This window comes from Pseudidiomarina salilacus (genome assembly GCF_047323925.1).
In the GTDB taxonomy this organism is placed as follows: domain Bacteria; phylum Pseudomonadota; class Gammaproteobacteria; order Enterobacterales; family Alteromonadaceae; genus Pseudidiomarina; species Pseudidiomarina salilacus.
The window spans coordinates 863,502-890,497 of sequence record NZ_CP178751.1; the positions used below are offsets into that span (position 1 = coordinate 863,502).

27 protein-coding genes and 8 tRNA genes are annotated in these 26,996 nt (G+C 51.3%); 18 read left to right on the forward strand and 17 right to left on the reverse strand.

Going from position 1 to position 26,996, the window contains the following annotated elements:
* Positions 1-39: 39 nt before the first annotated feature.
* Entirely contained in the window at positions 40-594 is a 555-nt protein-coding gene (locus tag ACJ8W9_RS04120; protein WP_034728915.1) for an inner membrane-spanning protein YciB, read from the forward strand.
* On the forward strand, positions 575-1,474 hold the full coding sequence (locus ACJ8W9_RS04125; RefSeq protein WP_411360492.1) for a serine aminopeptidase domain-containing protein: 900 nt from the start codon (positions 575-577) through the stop codon (positions 1,472-1,474). The genes ACJ8W9_RS04120 and ACJ8W9_RS04125 overlap by 20 nt, the downstream gene beginning before the upstream one ends.
* Here ACJ8W9_RS04125 and ACJ8W9_RS04130 read toward each other — a convergent pair.
* Both ACJ8W9_RS04130 and ACJ8W9_RS04135 read right to left on the reverse strand, forming a co-directional pair.
* Positions 1,455-3,968, reverse strand: coding sequence for an ABC transporter permease (locus tag ACJ8W9_RS04130; RefSeq protein WP_411360493.1), 2,514 nt, complete (start codon positions 3,966-3,968; stop codon positions 1,455-1,457). The genes ACJ8W9_RS04125 and ACJ8W9_RS04130 overlap by 20 nt on opposite strands.
* Positions 3,958-4,638, reverse strand: a complete 681-nt coding sequence (locus tag ACJ8W9_RS04135) for an ABC transporter ATP-binding protein (protein ID WP_411358631.1) — start codon at positions 4,636-4,638, stop codon at positions 3,958-3,960. The genes ACJ8W9_RS04130 and ACJ8W9_RS04135 overlap by 11 nt, the downstream gene beginning before the upstream one ends.
* 2 nt (positions 4,639-4,640) lie before the next feature.
* Here ACJ8W9_RS04135 and ACJ8W9_RS04140 point away from each other — a divergent pair, with 2 nt between their 5' ends.
* Positions 4,641-5,261 carry an arylesterase gene (locus tag ACJ8W9_RS04140; RefSeq protein WP_411360494.1) on the forward strand — a complete coding sequence of 207 codons (621 nt, stop codon included), beginning with the start codon at positions 4,641-4,643 and terminating at the stop codon, positions 5,259-5,261.
* A gap of 23 nt (positions 5,262-5,284) precedes the next feature.
* Here ACJ8W9_RS04140 and ACJ8W9_RS04145 read toward each other — a convergent pair.
* From ACJ8W9_RS04145 to gltX, 7 genes are all read right to left on the reverse strand, one after another.
* Positions 5,285-5,360 (reverse strand) — tRNA-Glu (locus tag ACJ8W9_RS04145).
* Between the two features lie 29 nt (positions 5,361-5,389).
* Positions 5,390-5,465: transfer RNA gene (locus ACJ8W9_RS04150), tRNA-Glu, on the reverse strand.
* 35 nt (positions 5,466-5,500) lie between these two features.
* Positions 5,501-5,576, reverse strand: a tRNA-Glu gene (locus tag ACJ8W9_RS04155).
* A 29-nt stretch (positions 5,577-5,605) separates the two neighbouring features.
* Positions 5,606-5,681, reverse strand: a tRNA-Ala gene (locus tag ACJ8W9_RS04160).
* Positions 5,682-5,792: 111 nt separating this feature from the next.
* Entirely contained in the window at positions 5,793-7,037 is a 1,245-nt protein-coding gene (locus tag ACJ8W9_RS04165; RefSeq protein ID WP_411358633.1) for a diguanylate cyclase, read from the reverse strand.
* A 42-nt stretch (positions 7,038-7,079) separates the two neighbouring features.
* Positions 7,080-7,709, reverse strand: coding sequence for a carbonate dehydratase (gene can, locus ACJ8W9_RS04170; protein ID WP_411358634.1), 630 nt, complete (start codon positions 7,707-7,709; stop codon positions 7,080-7,082).
* Positions 7,710-7,717: 8 nt separating this feature from the next.
* The gene (gltX, locus tag ACJ8W9_RS04175; RefSeq protein ID WP_411360495.1) at positions 7,718-9,130 is read right to left on the reverse strand and encodes a glutamate--tRNA ligase; all 1,413 of its coding nucleotides are present in this window, start codon (positions 9,128-9,130) and stop codon (positions 7,718-7,720) included.
* Positions 9,131-9,335: 205 nt separating this feature from the next.
* On the opposite strand from gltX, the gene ACJ8W9_RS04180 reads away from it, so the two are divergent.
* Together ACJ8W9_RS04180 and ACJ8W9_RS04185 are read left to right on the forward strand one after the other, a co-directional pair.
* Positions 9,336-9,411 (forward strand) — tRNA-Val (locus tag ACJ8W9_RS04180).
* A 28-nt stretch (positions 9,412-9,439) separates the two neighbouring features.
* Positions 9,440-9,515: transfer RNA gene (locus ACJ8W9_RS04185), tRNA-Val, on the forward strand.
* A 70-nt stretch (positions 9,516-9,585) separates the two neighbouring features.
* On the opposite strand, the gene ACJ8W9_RS04190 is transcribed toward ACJ8W9_RS04185, so the two are convergent.
* From ACJ8W9_RS04190 to ACJ8W9_RS04200, 3 genes are read right to left on the reverse strand one after another with little or no spacing between them, the layout of a single operon-like run.
* Positions 9,586-10,074, reverse strand: a complete 489-nt coding sequence (locus tag ACJ8W9_RS04190) for a DUF2919 family protein (RefSeq protein WP_411358636.1) — start codon at positions 10,072-10,074, stop codon at positions 9,586-9,588.
* 4 nt (positions 10,075-10,078) lie between these two features.
* Entirely contained in the window at positions 10,079-12,103 is a 2,025-nt protein-coding gene (gene uvrB / locus ACJ8W9_RS04195; RefSeq protein ID WP_034732356.1) for an excinuclease ABC subunit UvrB, read from the reverse strand.
* Complete coding sequence (locus tag ACJ8W9_RS04200) at positions 12,100-13,461, reverse strand: MATE family efflux transporter (RefSeq protein ID WP_411360496.1); 1,362 nt, start codon at positions 13,459-13,461, stop codon at positions 12,100-12,102. The genes uvrB and ACJ8W9_RS04200 overlap by 4 nt, the downstream gene beginning before the upstream one ends.
* A gap of 197 nt (positions 13,462-13,658) precedes the next feature.
* Between ACJ8W9_RS04200 and ACJ8W9_RS04205 the strand changes: the two genes are divergently transcribed.
* The 3 genes from ACJ8W9_RS04205 (at position 13,659) to ACJ8W9_RS04215 (ending at position 15,601) form a co-directional block, all read left to right on the forward strand.
* Positions 13,659-14,873, forward strand: a complete 1,215-nt coding sequence (locus tag ACJ8W9_RS04205; RefSeq protein ID WP_411358638.1) for a pyridoxal phosphate-dependent aminotransferase — start codon at positions 13,659-13,661, stop codon at positions 14,871-14,873.
* A 540-nt stretch (positions 14,874-15,413) separates the two neighbouring features.
* Positions 15,414-15,490: transfer RNA gene (locus ACJ8W9_RS04210), tRNA-Asn, on the forward strand.
* Between the two features lie 34 nt (positions 15,491-15,524).
* A tRNA-Asn gene (locus ACJ8W9_RS04215) sits at positions 15,525-15,601 on the forward strand.
* 13 nt (positions 15,602-15,614) lie between these two features.
* Here the strand turns inward: ACJ8W9_RS04215 and ACJ8W9_RS04220 are convergent.
* A complete protein-coding gene (locus ACJ8W9_RS04220) occupies positions 15,615-16,694 on the reverse strand; it encodes an MJ1255/VC2487 family glycosyltransferase (RefSeq protein WP_411360497.1) in 1,080 nt (359 codons plus the stop codon).
* Positions 16,695-16,706: 12 nt separating this feature from the next.
* Positions 16,707-17,243 (reverse strand): phosphatase PAP2 family protein, encoded by a 537-nt coding sequence (locus ACJ8W9_RS04225; protein ID WP_411360498.1) that lies wholly within the window; start codon positions 17,241-17,243, stop codon positions 16,707-16,709.
* 189 nt (positions 17,244-17,432) lie between these two features.
* On the opposite strand from ACJ8W9_RS04225, the gene rsxA reads away from it, so the two are divergent.
* Genes rsxA through ACJ8W9_RS04275 form a run of 10 tightly spaced genes read left to right on the forward strand, consistent with a single transcriptional unit; the run spans position 17,433 to position 24,962 of the window.
* On the forward strand, positions 17,433-18,017 hold the full coding sequence (gene rsxA / locus ACJ8W9_RS04230) for an electron transport complex subunit RsxA (RefSeq protein WP_411358640.1): 585 nt from the start codon (positions 17,433-17,435) through the stop codon (positions 18,015-18,017).
* Complete coding sequence (gene rsxB, locus ACJ8W9_RS04235) at positions 18,014-18,574, forward strand: electron transport complex subunit RsxB (protein ID WP_034732369.1); 561 nt, start codon at positions 18,014-18,016, stop codon at positions 18,572-18,574. The genes rsxA and rsxB overlap by 4 nt, the downstream gene beginning before the upstream one ends.
* Position 18,575: 1 nt before the next feature.
* Positions 18,576-20,204, forward strand: coding sequence for an electron transport complex subunit RsxC (gene rsxC / locus ACJ8W9_RS04240; protein ID WP_411360499.1), 1,629 nt, complete (start codon positions 18,576-18,578; stop codon positions 20,202-20,204).
* Complete coding sequence (gene rsxD, locus ACJ8W9_RS04245) at positions 20,201-21,274, forward strand: electron transport complex subunit RsxD (protein ID WP_411358643.1); 1,074 nt, start codon at positions 20,201-20,203, stop codon at positions 21,272-21,274. Before rsxC ends, rsxD begins: the two co-directional genes overlap by 4 nt.
* Complete coding sequence (gene rsxG, locus ACJ8W9_RS04250; RefSeq protein WP_411358644.1) at positions 21,271-21,906, forward strand: electron transport complex subunit RsxG; 636 nt, start codon at positions 21,271-21,273, stop codon at positions 21,904-21,906. Before rsxD ends, rsxG begins: the two co-directional genes overlap by 4 nt.
* Positions 21,903-22,592 (forward strand): electron transport complex subunit E, encoded by a 690-nt coding sequence (locus ACJ8W9_RS04255; protein WP_034732375.1) that lies wholly within the window; start codon positions 21,903-21,905, stop codon positions 22,590-22,592. Before rsxG ends, ACJ8W9_RS04255 begins: the two co-directional genes overlap by 4 nt.
* A 14-nt stretch (positions 22,593-22,606) precedes the next feature.
* The gene (nth, locus tag ACJ8W9_RS04260) at positions 22,607-23,245 is read left to right on the forward strand and encodes an endonuclease III (protein ID WP_411360500.1); all 639 of its coding nucleotides are present in this window, start codon (positions 22,607-22,609) and stop codon (positions 23,243-23,245) included.
* 36 nt (positions 23,246-23,281) lie between these two features.
* Positions 23,282-23,680: a lactoylglutathione lyase gene (gene gloA, locus ACJ8W9_RS04265; RefSeq protein ID WP_034732378.1), complete on the forward strand. Its 399-nt coding sequence runs from the start codon at positions 23,282-23,284 to the stop codon at positions 23,678-23,680.
* On the forward strand, positions 23,677-24,312 hold the full coding sequence (gene rnt, locus ACJ8W9_RS04270; RefSeq protein WP_034732379.1) for a ribonuclease T: 636 nt from the start codon (positions 23,677-23,679) through the stop codon (positions 24,310-24,312). Before gloA ends, rnt begins: the two co-directional genes overlap by 4 nt.
* Before the next feature lie 32 nt (positions 24,313-24,344).
* Entirely contained in the window at positions 24,345-24,962 is a 618-nt protein-coding gene (locus ACJ8W9_RS04275; protein ID WP_411360501.1) for a DUF2238 domain-containing protein, read from the forward strand.
* 17 nt (positions 24,963-24,979) lie between these two features.
* Here the strand turns inward: ACJ8W9_RS04275 and ACJ8W9_RS04280 are convergent, their stop codons facing one another.
* The 3 genes from ACJ8W9_RS04280 to ACJ8W9_RS04290 form a co-directional block, all read right to left on the reverse strand.
* Complete coding sequence (locus tag ACJ8W9_RS04280; RefSeq protein ID WP_411358647.1) at positions 24,980-25,156, reverse strand: DUF6435 family protein; 177 nt, start codon at positions 25,154-25,156, stop codon at positions 24,980-24,982.
* Positions 25,157-25,275: 119 nt separating this feature from the next.
* Positions 25,276-25,683 (reverse strand): GFA family protein, encoded by a 408-nt coding sequence (locus tag ACJ8W9_RS04285; protein WP_411358648.1) that lies wholly within the window; start codon positions 25,681-25,683, stop codon positions 25,276-25,278.
* Positions 25,684-25,714: 31 nt separating this feature from the next.
* A complete protein-coding gene (locus tag ACJ8W9_RS04290) occupies positions 25,715-26,995 on the reverse strand; it encodes a CynX/NimT family MFS transporter (RefSeq protein WP_411360502.1) in 1,281 nt (426 codons plus the stop codon).
* Position 26,996 lies beyond the last annotated feature (1 nt).

Genomic DNA, 26,996 nt, shown 5'->3' on the forward strand with positions numbered 1-26,996 from the left:
TGGCAAACTCAGTACATCAAATTTTTGCGGATAGTCATCATGTTGTTTGTGCTCGAATATCTTCCTATCGCTCTGTTTTTTGTATTTTATTTACTCGGCGATATTTTTCTAGCCACTGCTGTTCTTATGCTTGGAACGGTATTACAGATCATCGCCTTGAAATTCATGCGCGAAGTGATAACGCCTCGGCATTGGATTATTCTCTGGGTGGTACTGATATTCGGCGCAATCACGCTGTTTTTACGCGACGAATGGTTTATCAAACTGAAAGTCAGCGTTATTTATGTCGCTATCGCGCTGTTCTTGCTCATTGGCTTGTGGTGGAAAAAGCGTTCGCCGCTACAACAGTTTCTCGGCGATGAAATCAATCTGCCGCATTTTGCATGGGTCCGTCTTACCTACGCTTGGGTCGTCTTCACCCTAAGTTTAGCTGCGGTAAATCTGTACATCGCTGAGTACTGGAGCTTAGACGCTTGGGTCAACTTTAAGGTGTTCGGTACACTCGGAGCGACGCTGATTTTCACTATCTTTACCGGTGCCTATATGTTCAAACACCACACGGATCGTGACAAAGATGCCGAAGAACTCGAGTAAGCGTCAAGCGCTTGACAGCGCGCCCAATCGCACCATCTATATTCACGAGTACAGTTGCGAACAACCACGTAAAGTCGTCATTATGGCGCCGGCTATGGCGGTTCCACATAGCTACTATGCCAGCTTTTGCCAATGGTTAGCGCAACAGGGCTACCACGTCATTGGCTTTGATTATTATGGCATTGGTTTAGCGCAAGAAGAATCACTGCGTCACTTTGATTCATCGATTCTGGACTGGGCGCGACTCGATGCACAAGCGATGATTGAGTATGCCTGTCAGCGCGCCAACACTGATTTTTCCGCCGTACCAGTGGTGTATTTAGCGCACAGCATCAGCGGCCAACTGTCAGGTCTATTGCAAGGCACCGAACGCCTTGAACGTATCATCACTGTCGCCTCAGGCGTAGGTTATTGGCGCGGTATGCCACGGGCAATGAAATATAAATCACTGGTGTTGTGGTGGTTGCTTGTGCCGTGGGTGGTGCCGCTCTTCGGTTACTTCCCTGGCGCACGCTTGGGCATCGTTGGCAACGTTCCCCGCACGGCTATGCTGGAGTCGCGGCGCTGGTGTTTACAGCCGGATTATTTGATCGGTGCGGAAAACCTGTACCACGACTATGCGCAGCTGCAAACACCGATCATTAGTCTATCGTTCAGCGACGACGAGTTATTGGCGAAACGTAACATCGATCATCTTCATCAGTTTTTCAAACAAGCGCCATTACGCCGCGTACATCTTACACCTGACGAGGTTGGCGTGCCACGCATCGGTCACTTTGGTTTATTTCGACCGCGCGCTGAACAAGTGTGGCGCGAAGTGTTGGCACCACAACTTGAAGTTGCAGTGCCAACCGCTCCGCTCACGCTAGGCGTCGAATAAGCTGGGCGGTATTGCGGCGGATCAGACGTCCGCAGGCAAGCCGCCCCATAATGCCCACGATCACAGCTCCCGCGATCGGCCCCACTAGCCAGAACCGCCAATGGAAAGTTGCGCCGAGCTCAAACACTTGCGTTTGCAGAATATACAACGACACTTCCATTGCCAGCGTGGCAATCAACCCACTAATGGCACCGAGAATGACAAACTCGTAGGTCACCGCACGACTCAACAGTTTCGCCGGGGCACCGAGAGTGCGCAAGATCACCAGTTCTTTCTCGCGCTCCTCTAGCGATGCTTGAACTTGTGCGAGGAGTACCAAAATCCCTGCGACAATGACCAGAATCAGCACAAACAATATTGCAATGCTGACCTGTTCAATCACCTCACGTAACTGGTCCATGATCGCATCAAGATCAATCAGTGATACCTGCGGAAACGGCTTAAACAGCTCATAAAGCTCGCTTTTACGTTCTTCTGGCAGATTAAAGCTGGAGATATACGACGCTGGAAAATCTTCCAAAGTCGAGGTGTTGAAAATCATAAAGAAATTCGGTTGCAGCGAACCCCAGTTGACCTCACGAATACTGGTAATAGGTACGCTAAACACTTCGCCACCGATGTTAAACTCCAGTTCATCGCCAAGGCCGACACGCATGCGCTCAGCGACCTCACTTTCAATAGAGACTTGTGGCTCCGCATTCGCGCCCCACCACTCACCTGCGGTGATTTCATTGTTGGGTGGCAGGGTATCGCGCCACGTGAGCGATAGTTCACGACCGAAACCTTCACGCTGTTCACTTTGCACTTCAGCATCGCTTTCGCGCTCTTCTTTACTAACTTCGTCGACCACTGGCACGCCATTCACCGCAGTCATACGCCCCGGCACAATCGGATACATGTCATCAGCAGCGACATTGCGCTCAGCAAAGCGCTGTTTGAGTGCGTCAACATCGTCTTCGGCGACGTTAATTAAGAAATAATTCGGCGCATCGTCGGGCAATTGCCGTTGCCAATCAGCCAGCAACTCATGCCGTAAGGCCAACACTAAAAGCAGTAACATGATCGCCGTTGAAAAACTCAGCATTTGCACGCTGTTGGCTTGCGCACGCCGCTGTAACCCAGCCATCGCCAAGCGCCACGCACTGCCAGCTTGCATCCCCGCTTGCCGACTCGCGCGAATAAACAAGCGACCTACCAATAACAAAATCACCGCCGCGATAGCACCGCCGGCGAACAAAGCGGTCGACAATAACCACTGTTGGCTATACAACCACAGCAATAGATAAATGGTGCCGCCCGATGCCACCCAATGCAGCCAGCGCAGCCGATCGGTCCCGGTCAGCTGTCGGTTGAGTACCCGTAAGGGTGGAATGCCGACTAAGCGTAATAACGGGTACAGGGTAAACATCACGGCGCTGACCAAGCCGGTGCCGATGGCGAGTAAATAGCCTCGCCCACTTGCGGCCGGTAGATTCACGTCAAAATAGCGCGCCACAAGGTCCACCACCTGACTTTGTATAAGCCAGCCCAAGGCGACGCCCACGGCAATACTAAAGCTGGTAAGCAGCAACAAATGCAGAATAAAAATCTTCTGAATTTGAGCGCGTTGCGCACCGAGCGTTTTGAAAATGGCCACGACATCGTAATTACGCTGACAATAGCGCTGTGCAGCAACAGCCACCGCGGTTGCGGCGAGTACTACACCAAGCAAACTCGCCAACAACATAAAGCGTTCGGCGCGTTGTAAACTGCGCGCGAGCGGTGAGTCACCGTCTTCGACACTACGCCAATTATGCGTATCGTCATTTAATTGCGGCGTAAGCCACTCCTCGTAAGTTGCCAGTGCGGCTGGTTCCCCCGCATAGAGAATATTGAAGCGCACGCGACTGCCAGGTTGGATCAGCCCCGTTGCTGCCAATTCAGAATAATTGATCAGTACGTTGGGACTATCAGTAAACACCGAAAAGCCGACGTCGGGTTCATAGGTCAGCACTTTTTCGACGGTGAACGCACTGTCACCTATCTCAATAGTGTCACCAATCTCGAGTTGTAACTCCTGAAACAGCGCTGCTGCGACCCAAGCTTCGCCTGGCGCTGGTAGCCCCTGTGCCACTTGGTCTTGCGCGTAAGGTTGCTCCGCCACCCGCAACTCGCCACGCAACGGGTAGCCGTCGCTGACAGCTTTGACATCGACCAAGGCCAGCTGCTCACCCGCAAATGCCATGGAATTAAACACCACGCGTTGTGCGGTTTGCAAGCCTTCAGCTTGAGCCCGTGCAATCCAGTCTTCACTAACTTCACGGCGCGAGCTTAACACCCGATCAGCCGCAAGAAATTCGGCACTGCGTTCGCTGAGTCCTGCTTGCAAGCGATCCGTGAAGAGTGCTAACGATAAAACTGCGGTGACTGACAGCACAATTGCTGCCGCCATAATGGTCAACTCACCGCGGCGTAATTCATGCTTCAGCAAGCGCCACGATAATTTATGCCACATCGCGCACCACCTCAGTCAGTTTGCCAGCATCCATGCGCAGCACCCGTTGGCAGCGTTGCGCGAGTTCACTGTCGTGGGTCACCATCACTAAAGTTGTGCCCGAAGCTTCGTTCATGTCAAACAGCAAATCTTCGATTTTCTGTCCAGTCGCAGCATCAAGATTCCCTGTCGGCTCATCGGCAAACAAGATTTTTGGGGTGCCGACAAAGGCACGAGCGATGGCAACACGTTGCTGCTCGCCGCCTGACAATTGATTCGGATAATGGGTCAAACGATCTTGCAAGCCGACTTTGCTGAGCAACTCACGGGCATGCTTTTCAGCTTCTTTGTTACCCGCCAATTCAGCTGGCAACATCACGTTTTCCAGCGCCGTTAAACTGGGGATCAGCAAAAAGGACTGGAAAATAAAACCAATCTTGTCAGCACGGACTTTTGCTCGTTGCTCTTCATCCAAATCGCTAAGTTTTACGTTATCTATAGAAACATCACCGTTACTTGCGAGGTCTAACCCAGCAAGTAAGCTTAATAAAGTTGACTTGCCTGAGCCGGACGCACCCACAATCGCAACGGTCTCACCAGCAGCAATTTGTAGGTCGGTCGCTTGTAAAATGTGTAGAATGCCCTCACTGGTTTCTACATCTTTCGTTAACTGAGTGGTTTGAATCAACATTTATGAAAAATTTCCTTGTTAAATTTGCAGTTATCGTCGCACTGTTGGTGCTTATACGTCCAGTTTTCGCAAATGGAACACTCGTGGTGCTCGGCGACAGTCTAAGTGCCGGCTATGGCATGTCACAAAAAGAGTCATGGGTCGGCATTTTGCAGCAGCGTTGGTCGGATAGTTACCCTGACATTACGTTGGTCAATGCCAGTATTAGTGGTGATACTACGCAGGGAGCGCTAAATCGTCTCAACGGTGTGCTCAAAGCCCACAAACCTGATGCCGTGTTTGTCGAACTGGGTGGCAACGATGGCCTTCGTGGCTTCACGCCACAAACAATTGAGTCCAATTTGCGACAGATCATTGAGCGATTGCAAGCAGATGACATAAAAGTTGCGGTGAGTCAGATCAGAATTCCGCCGAACTACGGCGCGCGTTACAGCAACATGTTTGCCGACATTTTTCCAACCGTAACGGAAAGCACAGACACGCTGTTGATCCCGTTTTTTATGGAGCAAATAGCGATTAAACCAGAATTAATGCAAAACGATGGCATTCATCCCAATCGCGAAGCACAAGACGACATCGCTGATATTATGGAGCCACATCTGCTGGATTTGCTGGGGCGCTAGTGAAATAGGAAGAAACGAAGAAATGGCGTCCCCTAGGGGATTCGAACCCCTGTTACCGCCGTGAAAGGGCGGTGTCCTAGGCCTCTAGACGAAGGGGACCCCGGACTTGCGGTTGCGATGACTGAATGTGGCGTCCCCTAGGGGATTCGAACCCCTGTTACCGCCGTGAAAGGGCGGTGTCCTAGGCCTCTAGACGAAGGGGACGCAGAACATTCAAGTTGTCTCGCTGATTTTGAAAATGGCGTCCCCTAGGGGATTCGAACCCCTGTTACCGCCGTGAAAGGGCGGTGTCCTAGGCCTCTAGACGAAGGGGACGCGGTATTTCAAAATCGTGTCAGGTGCTTTGGTGGAGCTAAGCGGGATCGAACCGCTGACCTCTTGCATGCCATGCAAGCGCTCTCCCAGCTGAGCTATAGCCCCGTAACCCTGACAGCGGGGCGAATTCTATGGTAATTCGCTGCTTACCGTCAACCTTTTTTTTGGCAAAAAGAACCGTTTGCCGATTTTTAAAGCAGTTCGCGCAAATGCCGTTCAGTTTTTCGGAATTTCATCTGCAACCACCTTGTTTCGCCCGCTTTCTTTTGCACGGTACAAACGTTGATCAGCAAGCTCTAACAACGCATTGAGTGAACCGATGTCGCCCATTTCCAAATGATGAGCCACACCGATACTGATAGTTACGTTCAACAGCCCCTTGGCCGTCTCAAACGGCTGATTCATCACCGCACGACGTATGGCTTCGGCTACCTCAACCGCTGACTCTTTAGAGCATGAAGGTAGAATCAGGAGAAACTCTTCCCCACCGTAGCGCCCTAGTCTCCCCGTTATCGGAATTACTTTCCGTGCTGCGGTCGCTACACCGCGCAATACCAGATCGCCTTGCGCGTGGCCATGAACGTCATTCACCTGTTTAAAATGGTCAATATCAAGCATAGCAACAGCTATGGAATCCGCTTCAGAAGCTAATCGCTGTTGCAAAAACTCCATTATGGCGCCGCGATTATAAAGTCCTGTCAAAACGTCTCGGGAAGCTTTTTCTTCGAGTTGCAAATTCATTTCAACTAGTTTTTGATTTAAGTCGACGATTTCTTGATATAGACGACTTTTTTCAATGAGATGAGCTACTTGTGATGCAATGTATAGAAAAACTTCTTGATGAAGACCGTCGTAAGTGTATTTGTCTTTACTTGAGAAAAATAAAAACCCAACTGGTTTGCCATCGGCAAGCAACGGACAGGTGAGACTCGAGCGAATACCCTCTGCAACAATTTTACGAGTCGACTCAGAATCGGGGTGTTCCGCCAAATAGGCCTCTAAATCGTTCAGGATGCGAGGCTTACCTGTTGATATAATACGCGCCAAACTTGAGCCAGCGAGCGGCGCTGAATAGCCGGCTGAAATTTGTGGCTGGTTGTCGTAGGTGAATTTGGCCCAGTAAGCTGTGACATTCTTTTGCTCATCGTCAATTAACGCACAGCCAATACGATCGTAAGGAATAACCTCACGAAAAAAAGTGTAGATTCGTGATAGAACATCATCGAGCAGAACACCTTTATTGAGTTCAGCACTTATCTCAAGCAGACGGACTAGCTCATTGAAACGAGCATTGAGCCATTGTCCTAGTTCCTCTAGCTCGTTACCTAGCTCTTGAGCTGCTTTTGTTACTTGCCCACCCTTACTGTTTTGTAACTGCTTAACTTGTTCGAGGTGCTCACGCAATTCTTCTATAAAGGCACGACGCCTAAGTTGTGCAACCTTGTTCTCTTCCTTAGCCACATTTCGCTCCCTCTCGTGTTAAATGCAAAGCTCTACTCGAACTCAATCATCAAAATGATAAATCCGCTCGAGCGATGCTTTGTCACGCACGGTAACGTTCATATCCCGCACCAAACCGTCTTCCAAACTGTATACCCAGCCATGTAGCGCGAGTTCCTGACCACGCTCCCACGCGCCCTGCACTATGGTGGTTTTGGCGAGGTTTCTAACTTGCTCTATTACGTTGAGTTCACACAATCGATCGATACGTGCTTTGTCCTCTAACAGGTCAAGTTCGTCGTGATGCTCACGGTAGATGTCTTTGATTGGATACAGCCAGTGATCCACAAGACCGTGGCTGCAATTTTCGGTGGCAGCGCGAACGCCGCCACAACCATAGTGACCTACCACTAGTATATGCTTCACCTGCAACGCATCGACGGCGTACTGCACCACCGACAGACAGTTAAAATCGGTCTGGATCACTTGATTGGCAACGTTGCGGTGCACGAAAAGTTCGCCCGGCGCCATGTCGACAACCTGGTTTGCCGGTACCCGACTGTCTGAGCACCCAATCCACAAATATTCCGGTGATTGTTGTGCTACCAGATCGGCGAAAAAATTAGGCTGCTCGGCGATCTGGCGTTGTGCCCATTCACGATTCTTTTCCAGTAGCTGACGAATTTTCGGCATCAGAGGTCCTATTGTTGTGCGTTCTCACGCTCAATGATATAGGAAATCGCGCGATCGATACGTCGTACCACTTGATCTTGATCAAGCAATTGGAGCGTGACGTCCAGCGAAGGAGAGTTACCACCACCGGTCACAGCCACGCGCAACGGCATACCCACTTTGCCCATACCTACTTCGAGGTCGTCTGCGGCACCTTGAATCGCGGCTTGAATCGTTGCGGCATCCCACGTGGTTAATGCTTGCAATCGTTGCTGCACAGTTGCGAGTGCTTCACGGGCAACCGGACGCAGGTGCTTCTTCGCTGCACCCTCTTCAAAATCTTCGTATTCTTCATAAAAATAGCGCGCAGCGACCACCATTTCTTTCAGCGTTTTGACACGATCGGCTAACAACGGAATGATTTTTTCAAGCGCCGGCCCTTTGCTGACATCAACCGCTTGATCGCTAAAGTGCCATTGCAAATGCTCAGCAACTTCACTCACTGGCAAACTTTTCATGTAGTGCTGATTCAACCAATTGAGTTTTTCGGTGTTAAACGCTGACGCAGCTTTATTGATGTCATCTAGACTGAACAGCTTGATCATTTCATCAATACTGAAAATTTCTTGATCGCCGTGGGACCACCCCAAGCGCACTAAATAATTGAGCACCGCTTGTGGCAAGTAGCCGTCATCGCGATACTGCATCACGCTCACGGCGCCGTGACGCTTTGATAGCTTCTTGCCGTCGTCGCCCAAAATCATTGAGACATGCGCATACTCAGGCACTGGTGCACCGAGCGCTTGCAGAATATTGATTTGCCGCGGCGTGTTATTGATATGGTCTTCACCACGCACCACGTGGGTAATATTCATTTCCCAGTCATCAATGACCACACAAAAGTTATACGTCGGTGTGCCATCGCTGCGAGCAATGATGAGGTCATCCAATTCGGTATTCGCGAACTCGATAGGACCACGAATGTGATCGTTGAATTTCACAGCACCGGTTTGTGGATTGCGAAAACGCACAACGTAACGCTCGCCACTGACATTGGGGTTGTCTCGACAGTGTCCGTCGTAACGTGGCTTCTCGCCGCGCGCCATTTGTTCTTCACGCATTTGCTCAAGGCGCTCTTGTGAGCAATAACATTTATAGGCTTTGTCTTCGGCCAACAGTTTATCGATGTAATGTTCGTAGCGATCGAAGCGCTTGGTTTGGTAGTAAGGACCCTCATCCCAGTTCAGCCCTAACCATTCCATGCCTTCAAGAATAGCGTCGATGGCCGGCTGAGTTGAGCGCTCGCGGTCAGTGTCTTCAATCCGCAACACAAACTTACCGCCAGCAGCTTTGGCTACCAACCATGAATAAAGAGCTGTACGTGCGCCACCGACATGTAAATAGCCGGTTGGGCTTGGGGCAAAACGAGTGACTACTGTCATAACAGTTGCATTCTCCGCATCTTTCGGGTTATTTTGCTGCGTAGTTTACCAATAAGCAGCGTGTGTCGCACCTGCGGTTTTGGGCTAATTTGCCGGAATCGTCTTCGATTCGGTGAAAAAGTCAGCAGTCAGTCAGTTATCGACATATTTTCTGTTGACAGCAACGCGAGGCACCCTATAATACGCCCCGCAAAGCAGAGATAACGGATGGTTAGCTCAGCTGGGAGAGCACCGCCCTTACAAGGCGGGGGTCACTGGTTCGAACCCAGTACCATCCACCACTTCTCCAGTCTCTGCCGCACCCCAGATGGATGGTTAGCTCAGCTGGGAGAGCACCGCCCTTACAAGGCGGGGGTCACTGGTTCGAGCCCAGTACCATCCACCACTTCTTGATAACACCGCTGTTAGCTATTCGCTATCTGCTGTTCGTAGCCCGTAGTTCTACTACGGGGAAATTACCCATTTGCGCTATCTCGTTCACTAGCTAGCAACTGAAAGAACCTTCTCAAATGCCGTGAATACAGCAACAGCCATAGCGCTGTCAGCCAGGCAAAAATAATCAATGCTTTAACGAACGCAAAATGCGGCCAATTCGCCGCGACCAAACTGCCAATCAAAACACCATCGGCGAGCCAACTTAACCACAATAACACTGGCGCAATGCGCGCGAATTTTGGCACCCAACGTGGCAATTCGGCTTTCATTTGGGTCAGCATGACCAACACCATTAATGCCGGCACGCCGACACTCAGCGTCAGCACGAATTGTTCGGTGTTGGCATAGAAAAAGCTCAGCAGGCGGCCGCGATCTTCACTAAACGTCAGCGAAATAATCCACGCCAAATAACCGCGCAAAAACAACGCCAGCACAAATACCAGTGCCAGCGGTGTTTTCAACTGACCGTCGTTCGTTAGATAGCGTTCATCACCAAGCCGTAACTGCATCGCCCTAACCTAGTAGTTTTAAGCGTTCGCGCAAATCGGCGACGTCATCACGTAACTTGGCCGCCTTCTCAAACTCAAGATCTTTGGCCGCTTGATACATTTCTTTCTCGGTGCGTTCTAACAGCTTCATCAGCGCAATAGGATCGCTCAGATTAATATCGTACTTGGCTTCTTTCTCCGCCACGGCACGACGCTCTTCGTATGATTTCTTGCGCTGGCGTGCGCCACCCAAGTCCATGACATCGGTAACCCGCTTGGTTAAGCCTTTTGGTGTAATGCCTTGCGCTTCGTTGTGCGCAATTTGCTTGGCGCGACGACGGTCGGTTTCATCAATAGCGCGTTGCATCGAGCCGGTAATCTTATCGCCATACAAAATCGCTTTACCATTGACGTTACGCGCCGCACGACCAATGGTCTGAATCAACGCACGGTCGGAGCGCAAAAAGCCCTCTTTATCGGCATCGAGAATCGCTACCAAGCTGACTTCAGGCATATCCAAGCCCTCACGTAGCAGGTTGATGCCCACCAGCACATCGAATTCACCTAAACGCAGGTCACGAATGATCTCCATGCGCTCAACCGTATCAATGTCGGAATGCAGATAGCGCACTTTAATGCCATGCTCGTCCAGATAATCACTTAAGTCTTCAGCCATTTTCTTGGTCAGCGTGGTGGCAAGCACACGTTCATTGACGGCTACGCGCGCGCGAACTTCAGACATTAAGTCATCGACTTGGGTAGCGACTGGACGTACTTCAATCACCGGATCAATCAACCCGGTCGGGCGTACGACTTGTTCGATGACCTCGCCAGCCGATTTTTCCAGTTCGTATTTACCCGGTGTTGCCGACACATAAATGGTTTGTGGTGCAATCGCCTCGAACTCTTCAAACTTTAACGGGCGGTTATCTAACGCTGAAGGCAGCCGAAAGCCGTAATTCACCAAGTTCTCTTTACGCGAACGGTCGCCTTTGTACATTGCCCCTACTTGCGAAACCGTCACGTGTGATTCATCGATAATCAGTAGCGCGTCGTCAGGCAAGTAATCGAGTAATGTCGGTGGCGGCTCGCCCGGCGCGCGGCCGGACAAATAGCGAGAATAGTTTTCGATACCTGAGCAATAACCCAACTCCAGCATCATCTCGATGTCGTACTGGGTGCGCTGGCTGATGCGTTGCTCTTCAATCAGTTTGTTGGCATCCAGCAGTTGTTGCTTGCGATCTTTGAGTTCGTCTTTGATTTGCTCAATGGCTTTTAAAATTTTCTCGCGCGGCGTCACATAGTGCGTTTTCGGATAAATCGTCGCCCGCGCCACATCAGCTTGCGTAACCTGTCCGGTCAGCGGTTCAAAAAAGCTGATGCGATCAATCTCATCATCAAACAACTCAACCCGCACCGCCATCTCTTCAGATTCTGCTGGGAAGATATCAATCACCTCGCCACGCACGCGGTAGGTGCCACGCTCGAAGGCGGCATCATTGCGTTTGTACTGCAACTCAGCCAAGCGACGTAGTATGTCGCGCTGGTCGATGATATCGCCGCGGCGTAGGTGCAGCATCATCTTCATGTAGGATTCAGGATCGCCCAAACCATAAATACATGACACCGACGCCACCAACACAACGTCACGGCGCTCCATTAGTGCTTTGGTCGCCGACAACCGCATTTGCTCAATGTGGTCGTTAATCGACGCGTCTTTTTCGATAAAGGTATCAGTGGTTGGCACATAAGCTTCGGGCTGATAGTAGTCGTAGTACGAGACGAAATATTCCACCGCATTGTTGGGGAAAAATTCTTTCATCTCGCCATACAATTGCGCCGCTAACGTCTTGTTATGCGCCAAAATAAGCGTTGGCCGTTGCACCTTTTGAATGACATTTGCCATGGTAAACGTCTTACCTGAGCCGGTCACTCCGAGTAAGGTTTGGTGGGCTAACCCTGCTTCAAGGTTGTCCACCAACTGTTCAATCGCGCGCGGCTGATCGCCCGCTGGCTCAAATTCAGAGGCCAGTTCAAACTCTCGACTCATGCTGCGTTCTCCTCGTGCCGTTCGCGTTGTAAATGTTTGGCAAACCACTGCCAAGCAATCAGTGCAGTAATGAAGTTTGCAATCACGCCACCGGCAAACAAGCCTGGAATATCGTACAGCCAAGAACCGAGATAACTCAGCGGTACAAACATCACGAACAACCGCACAATACTTAACAGCAATGCCGACATCGGTGCATGCATGGCATTGAAACTAGAATTGGTCAAAATAATCACGCCTTGGACGCCATAGCCCAGTGGCATGATGTAGATAAACAGACGAATCAAGCGCGCCACCTCAGGATCATCGGTGAAGATCATGGCGATCCAAGACGCAGTAACAATCAACAGCAGATAGATGACGAGCTGCACGATGATGACCGCGCGCAAAGCCGTGGTATAGGCTTCTTTTACTCGTGCAAACTGCATTGCGCCAAGATTTTGGCTCACCAGCGGCGGCAAACTCATCGATAGCGCCAATATAATCACGCTAGCCAAGGACTCGAGCCGCGTACCCACCCCAAATGCGGCAACGGCCGGTGCACCGTAGCCAGCGATAATTGCCGTTAGCACCGCCATTGCCAGCGGTGTCAGCATATTCGCGCCGGCGGCCGGCATGCCAATCGACAGAATTTGGCGCGCTGAGCGCACTGGATGCGCATCCGCCGGTGCCTTCATGCTAATCAACTTTTTGTAATGCAAGTACCACAGCACCAACACCGTACCTATGGTCCAGCTGATAACGCTGGCAAGCGCCGCACCCTGCACTCCCAGCGCCGGAATGGGGCCGAGGCCAAAAATCAAAATGGGGTCAAAAATAGCGTTCAGCAAACCGCCCGAGGCCATAATTAAACTGGGGGTACGAGTATCGCCAGAAGAGCGCAGCACCGCGTTGCCTACCATAGGAATGACCAACAGCGTGGCACCAATGAACCATGGGATCATGTAATCCTGAATCAACGGCATTAAGCGCGGCTGCGCTTGCAATGCGGTAAAAATTGGGTCCATCAGTAAATAACCAACAAGCGAGAGAGCTGCCACCAAGATGGCCGAAACCGCGAGTGCAACGAAGCCATCAAACTGCGCGTGTTCCTGTCGCCCAGCTCCGCGTTTGCGCGCCAGTACCGCCGAAGTGCCAATACCGAGGCCAATGGCGAGGCTAATTACGGTAAAAGTTACCGGAAAGGTAAAACTGACCGCAGCCAACGGATCGGTGCCCAACATACCGACGAAGAAGGTGTCGACCACATTAAAGCTAATCAGCGTGAGTACACCAATAACCACCGGCCACGTCATTTGCCATAGCGTGCGCGGAATTGGATCTTGCGTTAACGAAGTAGCTGATACAGCAGAGCTCATGCAACGTCCCGTAGGCTAAAAAGATGATGAAATATCAAAGCTGTCCATTGTAACGGATTAACCTTTTCGGTGCTATTCAGTCACCACAAATGATCCTCAGGATCAGTATCGGATCGTGGACAAAATGCGCCGCAGATCATATAGTACGGCTCTGCATTTTGACTATCTGGCCCATCGATAACCCACAGGATCGTGTCGTGACTAAAAATGTTGTGAAGCAAACCAATGAGAGTTTACCGTTATCTGATCGCGTCAATGCGATTCAACCGTCACCTACCCTTGCCGTGTCGCAAAAAGCCGCCGAGCTAAAAGCTGCTGGTCACGACGTTATTGGTCTCGGTGTGGGCGAGCCAGATTTTGATACGCCCGAGTTTATTAAAACGGCAGCCAAAGCTGCGATTGATGCGGGTCACACCAAGTACACTGCGGTTGATGGCATCGTGCCGCTGAAACAAGCTGTCATCGACAAGTTTAAACGTGACAATCAACTTGATTACGAACTAAATCAGATTTTGATCTCCGCCGGTGGTAAACACAGCATTTTCAATTTGCTAAGCGCTTGGCTGAACCCTGGCGATGAAGTGTTGATTCCGGCGCCTTATTGGGTGTCCTACCCTGATATGGCCAAACTGGTAGGCGCCGAGCCGAAATTTATTCAAGCGGGTATTGAACAGCGCTATAAAATCACCGCAGCGCAACTGGCTGCTGCAATCACACCGAAAACCCGCTTGCTGTTTTTGAATAGTCCGTCGAACCCGACAGGTACCGCTTACAGCAAGGCCGAGCTCGCTGAACTGGCAGAAGTACTGCGCCAGCATCCACAAGTGTTGATTGCCAGCGACGACATGTACGAACACATTCTTTGGGCTGATTTCCCGTTTGCCAATATCGCTATGGCTGCGCCAGATCTGCAGCACCGCATTGTCTTGCTCTCGGGTGTGTCAAAAGCCTATGCGATGACCGGTTGGCGCATTGGTTATGCGGCAGGTCCGGCCAAACTGATTGCTGCTATGAAAAAGATGCAATCACAAAGTACGTCAAACCCAGCCAGTATCAGTCAGTACGCCGCGTTGGCGGCCCTCAATGGCGACCAAAGCTGTATCGACACCATGGTCAGTGCCTTCAAACAACGGCATGATTATCTGGTCGATGCTTTGAACCAGATCCCAGGTATGCGTTGTATCGCCGGTGATGGCACCTTCTACACCTTCGCTAACATCGAGCAAATGATGGCAGACAAAGGTTACGCGACGGATATTGAATGGTGTGAAGCATTACTCACCGAGGCCAAAGTCGCGTTAGTGCCGGGTACTGCCTTCGGCGCACCGGGTCATTGTCGCTTTTCGTTTGCCACTGACCTTGACACGCTTAAAGAGGCCGTTAAACGCATTAGTGCTTTTGCTAACAATTAGACCGTCAGGCAAAGTTTTGTAAAGCCTTACAAAAGCTCCACAATTTGTCGGTTGTGGAGCTTTTTTGATGATAAAAATTCACCAGATTTATGAAGAAATGCACAATCCGTGGTGAAAGACTATGCAGCTACAGACGGCTAAATAGAAAATTTGCGATGAATGACATGGGTTTTGTATCTTACTGTTTTAATTAATTTATTTTTTGACTACGCAATTTTTAACCAACCGCTAAATTAATCTGTAACTCGCACAGTTTAAGGCTTCTCACAGTTCTACCCACAAGGTTATCCACAGATTTAGTGGATAAGATCGGCAAGCCCACGAACCACGCGAGTTTGCCCTCGCTGTGGATAACCGAAGCCCATTGCGCACTATGCGTTATGTTATAGCACCAGTCCTTTTTCAGGCTTGACAAAAAAATTTTCACTGTCCTTGCGCAGAAAACGCGCAAACGGTGATTTTTACTATTGACAGGGCGCGCGGGCATCTTTAACATTCGCTCCCGTTGTCGGATGACAGCTTGATGAGTATTTGCAACGTTCCCCAGTAGCTCAGTTGGTTAGAGCGGTGGACTGTTAATCCATGTGTCGTTGGTTCGAATCCAACCTGGGGAGCCACACTCATCAGCACATCCCCTCTTTAGCTTGTTATTCCCCAGTAGCTCAGTTGGTTAGAGCGGTGGACTGTTAATCCATGTGTCGTTGGTTCGAATCCAACCTGGGGAGCCAGCTAGCGCAACCGCTAGACGTGACTCCGCAACAAGCCATAATCACTACGCAATAAACTTCGTAAATCCGTTTGTTCACTCTGTTTCCATAGTTGCCGGCTTAATTCATCGACCGGTGTAGTTGCGCCTGTTGCTAACCACTGTGCAACGGCACTGGCAACATCTGGCCAGTAGCATTGTTGTGCTTCACCGTTGGCAAACCAATGCCGCAAGCCTGCCTCTGACAAATGCTCAAGCTGGGTCGCCAAACCAAGCGTTGCTAAACAGCGTGCGTTGGCGACCTGCTCAAACTGCCCCGCTAACGGGCGTACCAATAGCTTTTTACCGTACGCTAATGCCTCGCTACTGGTTTCAAAACCAGCGTTACTTATTACCCCCTCAGCTTGCATAAAAAGCTCGGCAAAACGCTGTCTAGAAGGCGGATAATAATCGATGCCTGCCAGCCGCTGCCGTTTCGCTTCTGGATGAAACACGCTAAAGCGATATTGTGGGAACTGGGCCAAGAGACGATGCACGGTCAGCAGCGATTCAAACGGCAGATAAACCAAGTAATGATCTGACTCAACGTCGCTTGGCTCGGAACGGTGATGCACAATCGGCGGTAACGTGTGTTGACCATCTTTGACCCAATGCATGCCTACCACATCGCTCACCGGCGCAAAAAATTTGATCAACTTATTGTAGAACCACGGCAAATGCAGCGTTTTCGTCGGTTGGTAAAAGGCATACTGACGGCCCACACCAATACAGCGTTTGCCCTGACGTTTTGCCGCCCAAGCCACCACCGGCTCGTAGTCGGTGACAATCAAATCGTACGAACTCAAGTCGAGTGTGTTCACGTCGTGCCAAAATTGCCGCCAGTTGTTGCTCTTCAGGGTTTGCAGTAAGTCGATTTGACCATTTTTAACGGCAAAGGATAGCCCTTTGCGCCATTGCCATTGCGGAAACGCCTGCATGTCAAAGAGCAATTCTTGTGGCCGTCCCGAGACCAGATAATCCACCTCAACAGCATGCTGTTGTAGTGCTTCCGCAAGCGCTGAACAACGGCTCAAGTGGCCATTGCCGGTGCCCTGAATACCGAGCAAGATCTTCATACGCGAACTCCTTTAAATCGTGATGGGATCCATTAAACTAAGCGCGATTCCGGCCAGGCCAGTACCGAGCGCGGCGCCAGCGAGGATATCGCCGGGGTAATGCACCCCCAGTAACAACCGCGACAGCCCTACAGCTGTGGCCCAGCAGAGCCAAACCGGCGCTAAATGGGGCATGAAGTAACAGGCCAAGGTGGCAAATAAAAATGCCGCGGTGGTGTGCCCTGAAGGAAAGCTAAATTGATCGTGGGCTTGTATTACTGCAGTAATAGAAAGTGTTTGATAAGGGCGCGGGCGTTTTAACCAGCGCTTGATCAGCATAAAAGTAGGAATTTCGATGGCAAAGCCGGTGAACAGCGTGGGCAACATGCGCCGATCGATTAGTTCATCGGTAAAATAGAAGTACAACGCAACAATGGCGTAGCAATAACCATCTCCCGAGCGAGATAGCCAACGCACCCAGCGTTGTTGCTGAATACTTTGAGCTCGTTGCGTTAACCAACAAAACCACTGTTGATCGTATCGGCTTAACGTCGCTAACCAGCGCCCCATGGCAAGGCCCCTTCTTGGCTCGATTTAGCGCCACCTTACGGGGCTTTAATGGCGCTTTTGCGACAACTAAATGAAGATTCAATGACAAAGCCGAATAACACTACAGTCTATCGGTTGTTTCAAACGGCTAAACGTTCGATAATATGGCAATTAATTTCGTTACTTTTTCAGACCAATCAGGTGTAGCTCATGGGTGAGTATTTGCTACTACTAGTAGCAACCGTACTGGTGAACAATTTTGTGTTGGTGAAGTTTCTCGGCTTGTGCCCGTTTATGGGGGTATCGAACAAGCTCGAGACAGCCATCGGTATGTCTGCGGCAACGACCTTTGTGCTGACCTTGGCATCGGTGTGTAGCTATCTCGTCAACCAGTATTTACTCGAACCCCTTGGCTTGGGTGCCCTGCAAACCTTGAGCTTTATTCTCGTGATTGCGGTTGTGGTGCAGTTCACTGAAATGGTGGTGCACAAAACCAGCCCAACACTGTATCGCTTGCTCGGTATCTTCTTACCGTTAATTACCACCAACTGTGCAGTGCTCGGTGTGGCCCTGTTGAACATCAATGAACAACACAACTTTATTGAATCGATTATTTATGGCTTTGGCGCGGCGGTCGGCTTCTCGTTGGTTTTGATTATGTTCTCGGCGCTGCGCGAGCGCTTAGCGGCCGCAGATGTGCCTATTCCCTTTAAAGGCGCAGCGGTGGGCATGATCACAGCTGGACTTATGTCATTAGCATTTATGGGCTTTAGCGGTTTGGTGAGTGTCGCATGAGTATAGTGACGGCAATCATTGCACTGGGTGTTCTAGCCTTGGTGTTTGGTTTGGTACTTGGCTTTGCCGCAGTGCGGTTTAAGGTTGAGAGCGATCCCATTGTTGACCAAATCGACGCTATTTTGCCGCAAACCCAATGCGGACAATGCGGCTACCCTGGCTGTCGCCCCTATGCCGAAGCCATTGCCAATGGTGACGACATTAATAAGTGTCCGCCAGGTGGCGAGGCTACCATCAAAGCACTAGCCGATTTGCTTGGCGTTGAAGCCAAACCATTGGACGCCGCACACGGGCAAGAAGACGTGAAGAAAGTGGCGGTGATCCGTGAAGACGAATGCATTGGCTGCACCAAGTGTATCCAAGCCTGCCCCGTCGATGCAATTTTAGGTGCCGCGAAACAAATGCACACGGTCATTGCGCATGAATGTACCGGTTGCGACTTGTGTGTCGAGCCTTGCCCGGTCGATTGTATCGACATGGTGCCGGTGCAACCACGTCCAGAAAACTGGCAATGGGATTTTCAGCAAATCCCGGTGCAAGTAGTGGAGACCAAGTAGTATGCCCACGACTGCCAATCTAAAAGAAATTGAAGCAGGTCGCATTTGGACCTTCCCAGGCGGGATTCATCCACCGGAGCGCAAAGAGCTCTCCAATACGGTGCCCATTGCGCAATTACCGCTGGCCGCGACCTATACGGTGCCGTTGAAACAACACATCGGTGGCCCGGCTGAAATTTGTGTCAGTGTCGGTGAACGCGTGTTGCATGGCCAGCCCCTAAGTAAAGCGGCGTTGGGACAAGGTCTACCGATTCATGCACCGACCTCAGGCACGGTTACCGCGATTGGCCCCGGGCGTATCGCACATCCATCGGCAATGGCCGACATCGTCATTCGTATTGCCGCCGATGGCAAAGATGAGAGTGTGCCGCAGCAAGGATTGACCGACTACACCCAAGTCTCGCGTGCTGAACTGCTCGAGCGTATTTGTATGGCAGGGATTGCCGGACTTGGCGGTGCCGGTTTCCCCACCGCACAAAAGCTAGCCCTGCAACGGCCGATTGATTATTTGATTATCAACGGCGTCGAGTGCGAGCCCTATATTTCCGCCGACGACCGCTTAATGCGCGAACATGCGGCCACCATTCTTGATGGCGCGGCAATTTTGTTGCACCTTGCGGGAACCACCAAAGGTTTGGTGGCGATTGAAGATAACAAACCCGAGGCGATCGCGGCGATGCGTGAAGTGCTGGCCGATTATCCGCAGTTCAGTCTGCGCGTGGTGCCCACCAAGTATCCGTCTGGCGGCGAAAAGCAATTGATTCAATTGCTAACGGGGCGCCAAGTACCGAGCAAAGGCCTGCCTATTGATATTGGTCTGGTGATGCAAAACGTGGGTACTGCCTACGCGGTCAGCCGCGCGATTCGCCACGGTGAGGCTCTTACCGAGCGGGTGGTCACCGTCACTGGTGAGAATGTGCAAAAGCCCGGCAATTACTGGGTGCGCATTGGCACACCGGTTGCCACTTTGTTGCAGCAAACGGGATTTGTCAGTGAGGGCGATCAACAACGGGTAATCATGGGGGGGCCGATGATGGGCTTCACCCTGCCCGATCTCGAGGTACCGGTCGTTAAAATTACCAACTGTTTACTGATTCCAAGCACGCAAGAACTCGCCCCGGCGCAACAAGAAATGCCTTGTATTCGCTGCGGCGCCTGTGCTGACGTGTGCCCGGCCCAGTTGCTGCCACAACAACTACAGTGGCTGGCAAAAGCCAAAGATTACGACGGCCTAGAGCAACAGAATCTGTTTGACTGCATCGAATGTGGTGCTTGCGCATATGTCTGCCCCAGTGAAATTCCGTTAGTGCATTATTATCGTAAAGCCAAAGCTGAAATCCGTAATCTGGCGCGTGAAAAAGCCAAAGCGGAAGTGGCGCGAGAGCGTTTTGAAGCTCGGCAAGAGCGCTTAGAGCGCGAAAAAGAGGAACGCTTGGAGCGCCATCGCAAAGCCGCTGAAGCGCGTAAACAAGCACAAGCTGAACAAGTAGCCGCCGGTGGCAACGATCCACAAGACGCCGTGCAAGCTGCTATCGCGCGGGCAAAAGCTCGCAAAGCTGCGCAGCAAGCCGCCGCAAAAAAAGCAGAACAGAATTCTGAAACCAGTTCGGCGGATGAGGACAAAGCATGACCTTTAAACTGGCAGCATCCCCCCACGCCCACCAACGGCGTACCACTCAGCAAATCATGCGCTGGGTGTATTTAGCGTTAGTACCGGGTGTGCTGACACTGATGTACTTTTTCGGCTGGGGTGTACTTTGGCAACTGGCACTCGCTATCGTCACTGCTTGGGTTGCTGAAGCAGCCTGCATGGCCTTACGCGGCCGTCCGATTAGCAGTGCTTGGCGCGATCACACGGCGCTGGTAACAGCAGTGTTGCTGGCCATCAGTATTCCGGGCATGGCGCCGTGGTGGCTGATTGTCATTGGTACCGCATTTTCGATTATTGTGGTCAAGCACGTATATGGCGGTGTCGGTCAGAATATCTTCAATCCGGCCATGGCCGGCTATGTGTTGTTACTCGTCAGCTTCCCCGTGCAAATGACCAGTTGGCCGCTGCCACAGAGCTTGGCGCAATTTGATCTGAGTTTCTGGGACACCACAGTGTTGATCTTTAGCGGCTACACCCCGGCCGGCTACAGCATGGAACAATTACGCATGGGCATTGACGGCCTCACCATGGCGACCCCATTAGATAGCTTGCGCACCGCTCTGAACCATCAATTGACCATCAGTGAAGCGCTCGCACAGCCGATTTTTAGTGGCCTTGCCGGCATCGGTTGGCAATGGATAAACGCGGCCTTCTTGCTCGGTGGCTTGGTGTTGCTGAAAGTTCGCGTCATCAGTTGGCATATTCCCGGTGGCATGTTGTTGGGGCTGCTTATCCCCGCCTCTATCGCCTGGCTTTTTGCACCGGACCAAAGCGTTTCACCGCTAATGCACCTACTCAGTGGCGCAACCATGCTCGGCGCGTTCTTTATTGCGACCGACCCCGTCACCGCTGCCACTTCGAATCGCGGGCGCTTGTATTTTGGTTTGCTGATCGGCTTCTTGGTGTTTGTGATCCGCACTTGGGGCGGCTATCCCGACGCTGTTGCCTTCGCCGTACTGCTGGCCAATATGACCGTGCCTATTATCGATAAATATTCGCAGCCTACCGCTTATGGCCATGCCTCGGGCGGACGTGGAGGTCAGTCATGATCGGTAAGAGTATGCAGCGCAACGGGCTGATTTTGGCCGCTTTTGCGGTTGCCGCCACCCTTTTGGTAATGCTGGTGGCGCGTTTGACCGCCGAGCCCATTGCCCGTGAACAACAGCGCGAACTGCTGCAAGTCTTGAATCAATTGATTCCACCAGCGCAACACGATAATGATTTGTATGCCAGTTGTCGGTTGATTGATGATGCCGATCTCGCTCGCACGCCAACCCCCATGTACCTCGCAACACTTAACGGCAAGCCAACCGCGGCAGCCCTCGAAGTGGTGGCACCCAATGGATATTCCGGTGCCATTCGCTTATTAGTCGCGCTCAATTGGAATGGCGAAGTTGCCGGTGTACGTACCTTGCAACACCAAGAAACACCGGGGCTTGGCGACAAAATCGAATTACGTAAAAGCGATTGGATCCTGAGCTTTGATGGCATGACCGTAAATGGCAGCGACGATGAGCGCTGGGCCGTGCGCCGCGACGGTGGCGTGTTCGACCAGTTTACTGGTGCCACTATTACCCCACGTGCTGTGGTACAAGCTGTCGAACGCACCGTGCGACGCTTTAAGCAACAAAAATTGCAGTGGCAACAAACGGCTACTGCCTGCGAAGGTGAAACCTCATGAGCTATCGTGAACTGACGTGGCAAGGGCTGTGGCAGAATAACCCAGCCTTGGTGCAACTCCTTGGCCTCTGTCCATTATTGGCGGTGAGTAACACCGTGACCAATGCCCTCGGTCTTGGACTCGCCACCTTATTGGTACTAGTTGGCTCCAACATTACCGTCTCATTGGTGCGCGAATGGGTACCCAAAGAAATCCGTATTCCGGTCTTTGTGATGGTTATCGCGACCTTTGTAACCGTGATCCAGTTGTTGATGAATGCCTATGTGTATGGCTTGTACCAAGCCCTCGGTATTTTTATTCCATTGATTGTCACTAACTGCGTGATCATTGGCCGCGCCGAAGCCTACGCCTCGAAAAACCCGTGGCACCACGCAGCTTATGATGGCTTGATGATGGGCTTAGGCTTTTTAATCGTGTTGGTGTTACTGGGCGGCATTCGCGAAGTCATCGGCAATGGCACCCTCTTTGACGGCGCTGAATTGTTGCTCGGTGACTGGGCGACAGCCTTGCGCATTGAGTTATTCGCCGTCGATTATCCGTTGTTGCTAGCGATTCTACCGCCGGGCGCATTCATCGCCATGGGCTTCATCATCGCGCTGAAAAATGGCATCGACCGCTATCTCGAACAACGCGCCAGCAAACCCGTTAAAGAAGTCACGCGTGCGCGTGTGACGTCGCAAGGCTAAGCACTGACGTAGCTATGAATAAACAAAAACGCATTGAAATCCTAACCCGTTTGCGCAACGAAAATCCGCACCCGACCACCGAGCTCGAATACGACTCGGTGTTCGAGTTATTGATCGCAGTCATGCTGTCGGCACAAGCCACCGACGTCGGCGTTAATAAAGCAACGCGTAAATTGTTCCCGGTTGCCAATACGCCGGCCGCCATGCTGGAACTCGGTGTTGACGGAGTGAAGCACTACATTAAAACCATTGGTTTGTTTAACGCTAAAGCCGAGAACGTAATCAAGACCTGTCAACTACTTGTTGACCACTACGACGGTCAAGTCCCCGAAGACCGTGCGGCATTAGAAGCCTTGCCTGGAGTGGGTCGGAAGACCGCTAATGTCGTGCTCAACACCGCTTTTGGTTGGCCGACCATTGCCGTCGACACGCACATTTTTCGGGTTGCCAATCGCACCAAGTTTGCCATGGGTAAGACGGTTCGCGCAGTAGAGGATAAACTTGATAAAGTGATTCCGGCGGAATTTAAGGTAGATGCGCACCATTGGTTTATCCTGCACGGTCGCTATACCTGCATCGCGCGCAAACCGCGCTGCGGCAGCTGCTTGATTGAAGACTTATGTGAATTTAAAGAGAAAACTTCCGACGATTAAGGGAAGTTGTAACAAAGTAAGCAAAGGAGTACCACGATGAGAATGCTACATACCATGTTACGCGTGGGCGATTTAGACCGCTCAATCCAATTTTATACCGAATTACTTGGCATGAAATTGTTGCGTCAAGCAGACAACGAGGAGTACAAATACACGCTTGCTTTTGTCGGTTACGGCGACGAAGCCGACCATACCGTGCTTGAGCTGACCTACAACTGGGGCAAAAGTGAGTATGATTTAGGCGACGCCTACGGGCACATCGCCATTGGCGTGGAAGACATTTATGGTTTGTGTGAGCAGCTCGAAGCCAAAGGTGCTGACGTCTATCGCAAACCAGGGCCAGTGAAAGGCGGCAAAACTGTGATTGCCTTTGTCCGAGACCCTGACGGTTACGCTATCGAATTGATTGATCGCAAACCAAGCGACGATTTATGAGTGAGCACACCGCCAAGTTAATGCAGGAGCGGTTTCGTGGCTACCTGCCGGTCGTTATTGACGTCGAAACCGCCGGTTTTAATGCGAAAACCGATGCCTTGCTGGAAATTGCGGCCGTTACCCTCGCCTTTGATGACGAGGGTTGGCTGCACCCTGCTGAGCGCTTGCACTTTCATGTGCAACCCTTTGCTGGTGCCAACATCGAGCAAGCTGCCATTGACTTCAACGGTATCGATCCACACTCACCACTGCGCGGTGCCGTCAGTGAAGAAGAAGCGCTGAAAGAGATGTTCAAGCCGATTCGCAAAGCGCAAAAGGAAGCCGGTTGTCAGCGTTGCGTGTTGGTCGGTCATAATGCAACCTTTGACCATGGCTTTGTGATGGCCGCGGCTGAGCGCGCTGCACTCAAGCGCAATCCATTTCACCCGTTTGTCACCTTCGACACGGCCGCGCTTGCTGCCCTTACCCTCGGGCAAACAGTGCTGATGAAAGCCTGTCAGTCGGCCGGTATCGCGTTCGATGGCAAGCAAGCACATTCCGCTCTGTACGATACCGAACGCACTGCTGAGTTGTTCTGTTGGATGATAAATCGCTATAAAAATCTTGGCGGTTGGCCATTACAGGGGCAATAATAGCAGCACAATAACAACAATAAGGAACCACCATGGTCGCAACTACTCCCGTCTACTCAGGTTGGCAAGCACGCGTACCGCATTTTCTCGCGATTGTCGTTATTGCCACCATGGTGTGGTCCTACATAGACCCTGCCGATAGCACCGTGTGGTGGGCCGAAATGATTCCAATTATGGCGATTTTTGCCGGGTTATTGGCCACCTACCGCGCATTTCGCTTTAGCAATACCGCTTACGTGCTCATGAGTGTATTGCTGATCATGCACACTATTGGCGCCCACTACACGTTCGCCAATGTGCCTTTTGATTGGGTCACCAACACCTTTGACTTTGAACGCAATCACTACGACCGCATCGCGCATTTCAGTGTCGGCTTTTATGCCTACGCTGCGGCCGAATTATTAGTACGCAAACAATGGGCACGCCCAGTGACCGCCATGTTGTTCGGCTTGTTCTTTATCATGGCCGTGGCCGCCGCCTACGAAATCATTGAATGGCAATTTGCTGTCATTGAAGGTGGCGACGCAGGTCTGGAGTTTCTCGGTTCGCAAGGCGATGTCTGGGACGCCCAGAAAGACATGCTCGCAGACACCCTTGGTGCTATCGTCGCCTTGGTGCTGTTTGCCTTCTCAGGCTGGAGTCGTCGCTAGCAGTGTTAGGCCGCAGCTTATTTCTCTGCGGCCTCTATTTCCTGAATCTTCTTCCATAGCTCATCCGCTTCTTGACTGATGTGCGAGCTGCCGCGGATATCGCCGTTGCGCTGCATTTCCATGGCTTTCTTTTGCAGCTGCTCTAGCTGTTTGCGCATCTTCTTGGTCGGGCTCGATTTGAATAATCCAAACATCTTTGTCACTCGTTTTGGGGTTTAGTTGTTGTACGCTGCTGCACCTCATTTAGTTCTGTACGCTTAACCAAAAGTTGTATCTACGAGGTCATTAACTCAACACTTGTGAAATGCGTGCGTTACTTTGGTAAGCGTTTAAATTTTGGCACCTCGCTCAGTTTCAGTTTAGCCTCCCAATTTGCGCTGCTCGCGGTAAATAGGTGCGCCGTTGGCATCAACTTGACCTCAGTATCTAAACAGCCTGCCGGTACCACCAGCATCCCCCCGTTTTGCGTGTTCGGCAAAGCCGAGCCACAGTGCTTGCAAAAACTTTTGCTATGCCGCGAATCTGGAAGCGTAAATGAGGTCACTGCATCTTCTCCAGCTAACCAAATGAGTTGCGCTGACTGCGAGAACAAATTAGCTGCGTGCGCTGAACCCGTGTCTTTTTGGCAGCGCTTGCAATGGCACAGATAAAAGCTGTCGAAGTCGCCTTCAACTGTAAAACTGACAGTGCCGCAAAGGCATGAGCCACGATGGATAGTCATTGGTTTTCCTTAAAATAATAAGTCTTTCAACTCAATTTGGAGCATTTTCCTTGGCTTGTTCTGGATGGTTGCTCTGCAACGGCTCGCCCTCATCGTCCTGCAATTGATAGTCATACGCAGCTTGCAGGCCGGTCTCCTCATCGAAAGCTTCGGTCTCTTCCTCAGTTCGGCCGGGATACAGCGGTGATAACAGAGAAACAAGAACACCCGCCGCGGCGAACATCGAGAAGCTATCAGCGTAGCCAAACTTCCCCACGAGTAAACCAATTATGGGCGAGCCTACTGCTTGACCTAAAGCACAAGCCACAAAGGCTAGCACAGGCCCCATTGATAGGCGTCCCGGCAATAACCGAATGCCGGTCATCAAGTAGAGCCCCGTCAAGCTCATATAGGCTAGACCAAAAACCAAGGCTGAAAAAACAGCTAGATAAATTTGGCTTGGGCTCGCTGCCAACAACGTTAAACTGGTTGTCAGCATCATCAACATCAAGGCGTGCGTGATCGCGGGATTATTTCTATCTGCTAAGTCGCTAATAATCGCCCCGCCCAGTCCGGCAATACCTAAGGCTAACCAGAGCCAACCACTTTGCTGCGAAGAAAGTGCGCCCAAGTTGATGGCTAAGTCTGGTCCAAAAGTCCAATACGCTGACGCAATAAAGCCCATGGCAAAGGCAAAAAGAAACAGACTTAACAAGCGCCAGCACTGTCTCGCCGTGATTTTGGGCGGTGGCGCAGCAGCTGTAGGTCTAAACCGCGAAACCGACGGAATGAGGTACCACGCAAGAAAAACACCCATCACGGCAAATAGCGTGAACGATAAATAGGCGTAGCGCCATGCCCCAACGAGCAATAGCACAGCGGGAACCGAGAGCGCGATACCAATACTGGTCCCAGCGTTCATCACTGAGCTGACACGCCCATGAATAGAACGATCGACCAACGCTTGCATGGCCGCTGTAAGTGCTGGCATCATTAAGCCCGTGCATACACCGCAAGCGACGACGCCCAAACCTAGTAAAATAGGCCCTCGGGCTTGGCTCATCAACGCCAACCCTACAACAGCAAATGCAGCAGATAAAACAGTCGTATTACGCGCACCGAAATACTTAGTAACCACAGGGGCAACTATACTGATAACAACGAAACTGATAAGTGGAAGCGCCGCGATTATACCAATGGAGTTCGCACTCAGTTCAAGATCAGCGCGAATTTGCGGCACAAACAAACCAAAGGCAAACCGCGCCAGGCCAAAGCTTATCGCAATAAGCATGGCTCCTGTCAGCGCAAAACGCATTCCTGAGACGTGTTGCATC

Bases quoted from the DNA above. Each gene is read 5' to 3' on its own strand.
- ACJ8W9_RS04200 (WP_411360496.1), bottom strand. From the start codon at position 13,461: ATGAGCTCTGCTGTATCAGCTACTTCGTTAACGCAAGATCCAATTCCG.
- ACJ8W9_RS04285 (WP_411358648.1), bottom strand. From the start codon at position 25,683: ATGACTATCCATCGTGGCTCATGCCTTTGCGGCACTGTCAGTTTTACA.
- gloA (WP_034732378.1), top strand. From the start codon at position 23,282: ATGAGAATGCTACATACCATGTTACGCGTGGGCGATTTAGACCGCTCA.
- rsxB (WP_034732369.1), top strand. From the start codon at position 18,014: ATGAGTATAGTGACGGCAATCATTGCACTGGGTGTTCTAGCCTTGGTG.
- ACJ8W9_RS04140 (WP_411360494.1), top strand. From the start codon at position 4,641: ATGAAAAATTTCCTTGTTAAATTTGCAGTTATCGTCGCACTGTTGGTG.
- rsxG (WP_411358644.1), top strand. From the start codon at position 21,271: ATGATCGGTAAGAGTATGCAGCGCAACGGGCTGATTTTGGCCGCTTTT.
- ACJ8W9_RS04130 (WP_411360493.1), bottom strand. From the start codon at position 3,968: ATGTGGCATAAATTATCGTGGCGCTTGCTGAAGCATGAATTACGCCGC.
- uvrB (WP_034732356.1), bottom strand. From the start codon at position 12,103: ATGAGTCGAGAGTTTGAACTGGCCTCTGAATTTGAGCCAGCGGGCGAT.
- rsxC (WP_411360499.1), top strand. From the start codon at position 18,576: ATGCCCACGACTGCCAATCTAAAAGAAATTGAAGCAGGTCGCATTTGG.
- ACJ8W9_RS04125 (WP_411360492.1), top strand. From the start codon at position 575: ATGCCGAAGAACTCGAGTAAGCGTCAAGCGCTTGACAGCGCGCCCAAT.
- ACJ8W9_RS04135 (WP_411358631.1), bottom strand. From the start codon at position 4,638: ATGTTGATTCAAACCACTCAGTTAACGAAAGATGTAGAAACCAGTGAG.
- ACJ8W9_RS04280 (WP_411358647.1), bottom strand. From the start codon at position 25,156: ATGTTTGGATTATTCAAATCGAGCCCGACCAAGAAGATGCGCAAACAG.
- ACJ8W9_RS04225 (WP_411360498.1), bottom strand. From the start codon at position 17,243: ATGGGGCGCTGGTTAGCGACGTTAAGCCGATACGATCAACAGTGGTTT.
- ACJ8W9_RS04290 (WP_411360502.1), bottom strand. From the start codon at position 26,995: ATGCAACACGTCTCAGGAATGCGTTTTGCGCTGACAGGAGCCATGCTT.
- rnt (WP_034732379.1), top strand. From the start codon at position 23,677: ATGAGTGAGCACACCGCCAAGTTAATGCAGGAGCGGTTTCGTGGCTAC.
- ACJ8W9_RS04190 (WP_411358636.1), bottom strand. From the start codon at position 10,074: ATGCAGTTACGGCTTGGTGATGAACGCTATCTAACGAACGACGGTCAG.
- ACJ8W9_RS04120 (WP_034728915.1), top strand. From the start codon at position 40: ATGTTGTTTGTGCTCGAATATCTTCCTATCGCTCTGTTTTTTGTATTT.
- ACJ8W9_RS04275 (WP_411360501.1), top strand. From the start codon at position 24,345: ATGGTCGCAACTACTCCCGTCTACTCAGGTTGGCAAGCACGCGTACCG.
- rsxD (WP_411358643.1), top strand. From the start codon at position 20,201: ATGACCTTTAAACTGGCAGCATCCCCCCACGCCCACCAACGGCGTACC.
- ACJ8W9_RS04220 (WP_411360497.1), bottom strand. From the start codon at position 16,694: ATGAAGATCTTGCTCGGTATTCAGGGCACCGGCAATGGCCACTTGAGC.
- gltX (WP_411360495.1), bottom strand. From the start codon at position 9,130: ATGACAGTAGTCACTCGTTTTGCCCCAAGCCCAACCGGCTATTTACAT.
- rsxA (WP_411358640.1), top strand. From the start codon at position 17,433: ATGGGTGAGTATTTGCTACTACTAGTAGCAACCGTACTGGTGAACAAT.
- nth (WP_411360500.1), top strand. From the start codon at position 22,607: ATGAATAAACAAAAACGCATTGAAATCCTAACCCGTTTGCGCAACGAA.
- can (WP_411358634.1), bottom strand. From the start codon at position 7,709: ATGCCGAAAATTCGTCAGCTACTGGAAAAGAATCGTGAATGGGCACAA.
- ACJ8W9_RS04255 (WP_034732375.1), top strand. From the start codon at position 21,903: ATGAGCTATCGTGAACTGACGTGGCAAGGGCTGTGGCAGAATAACCCA.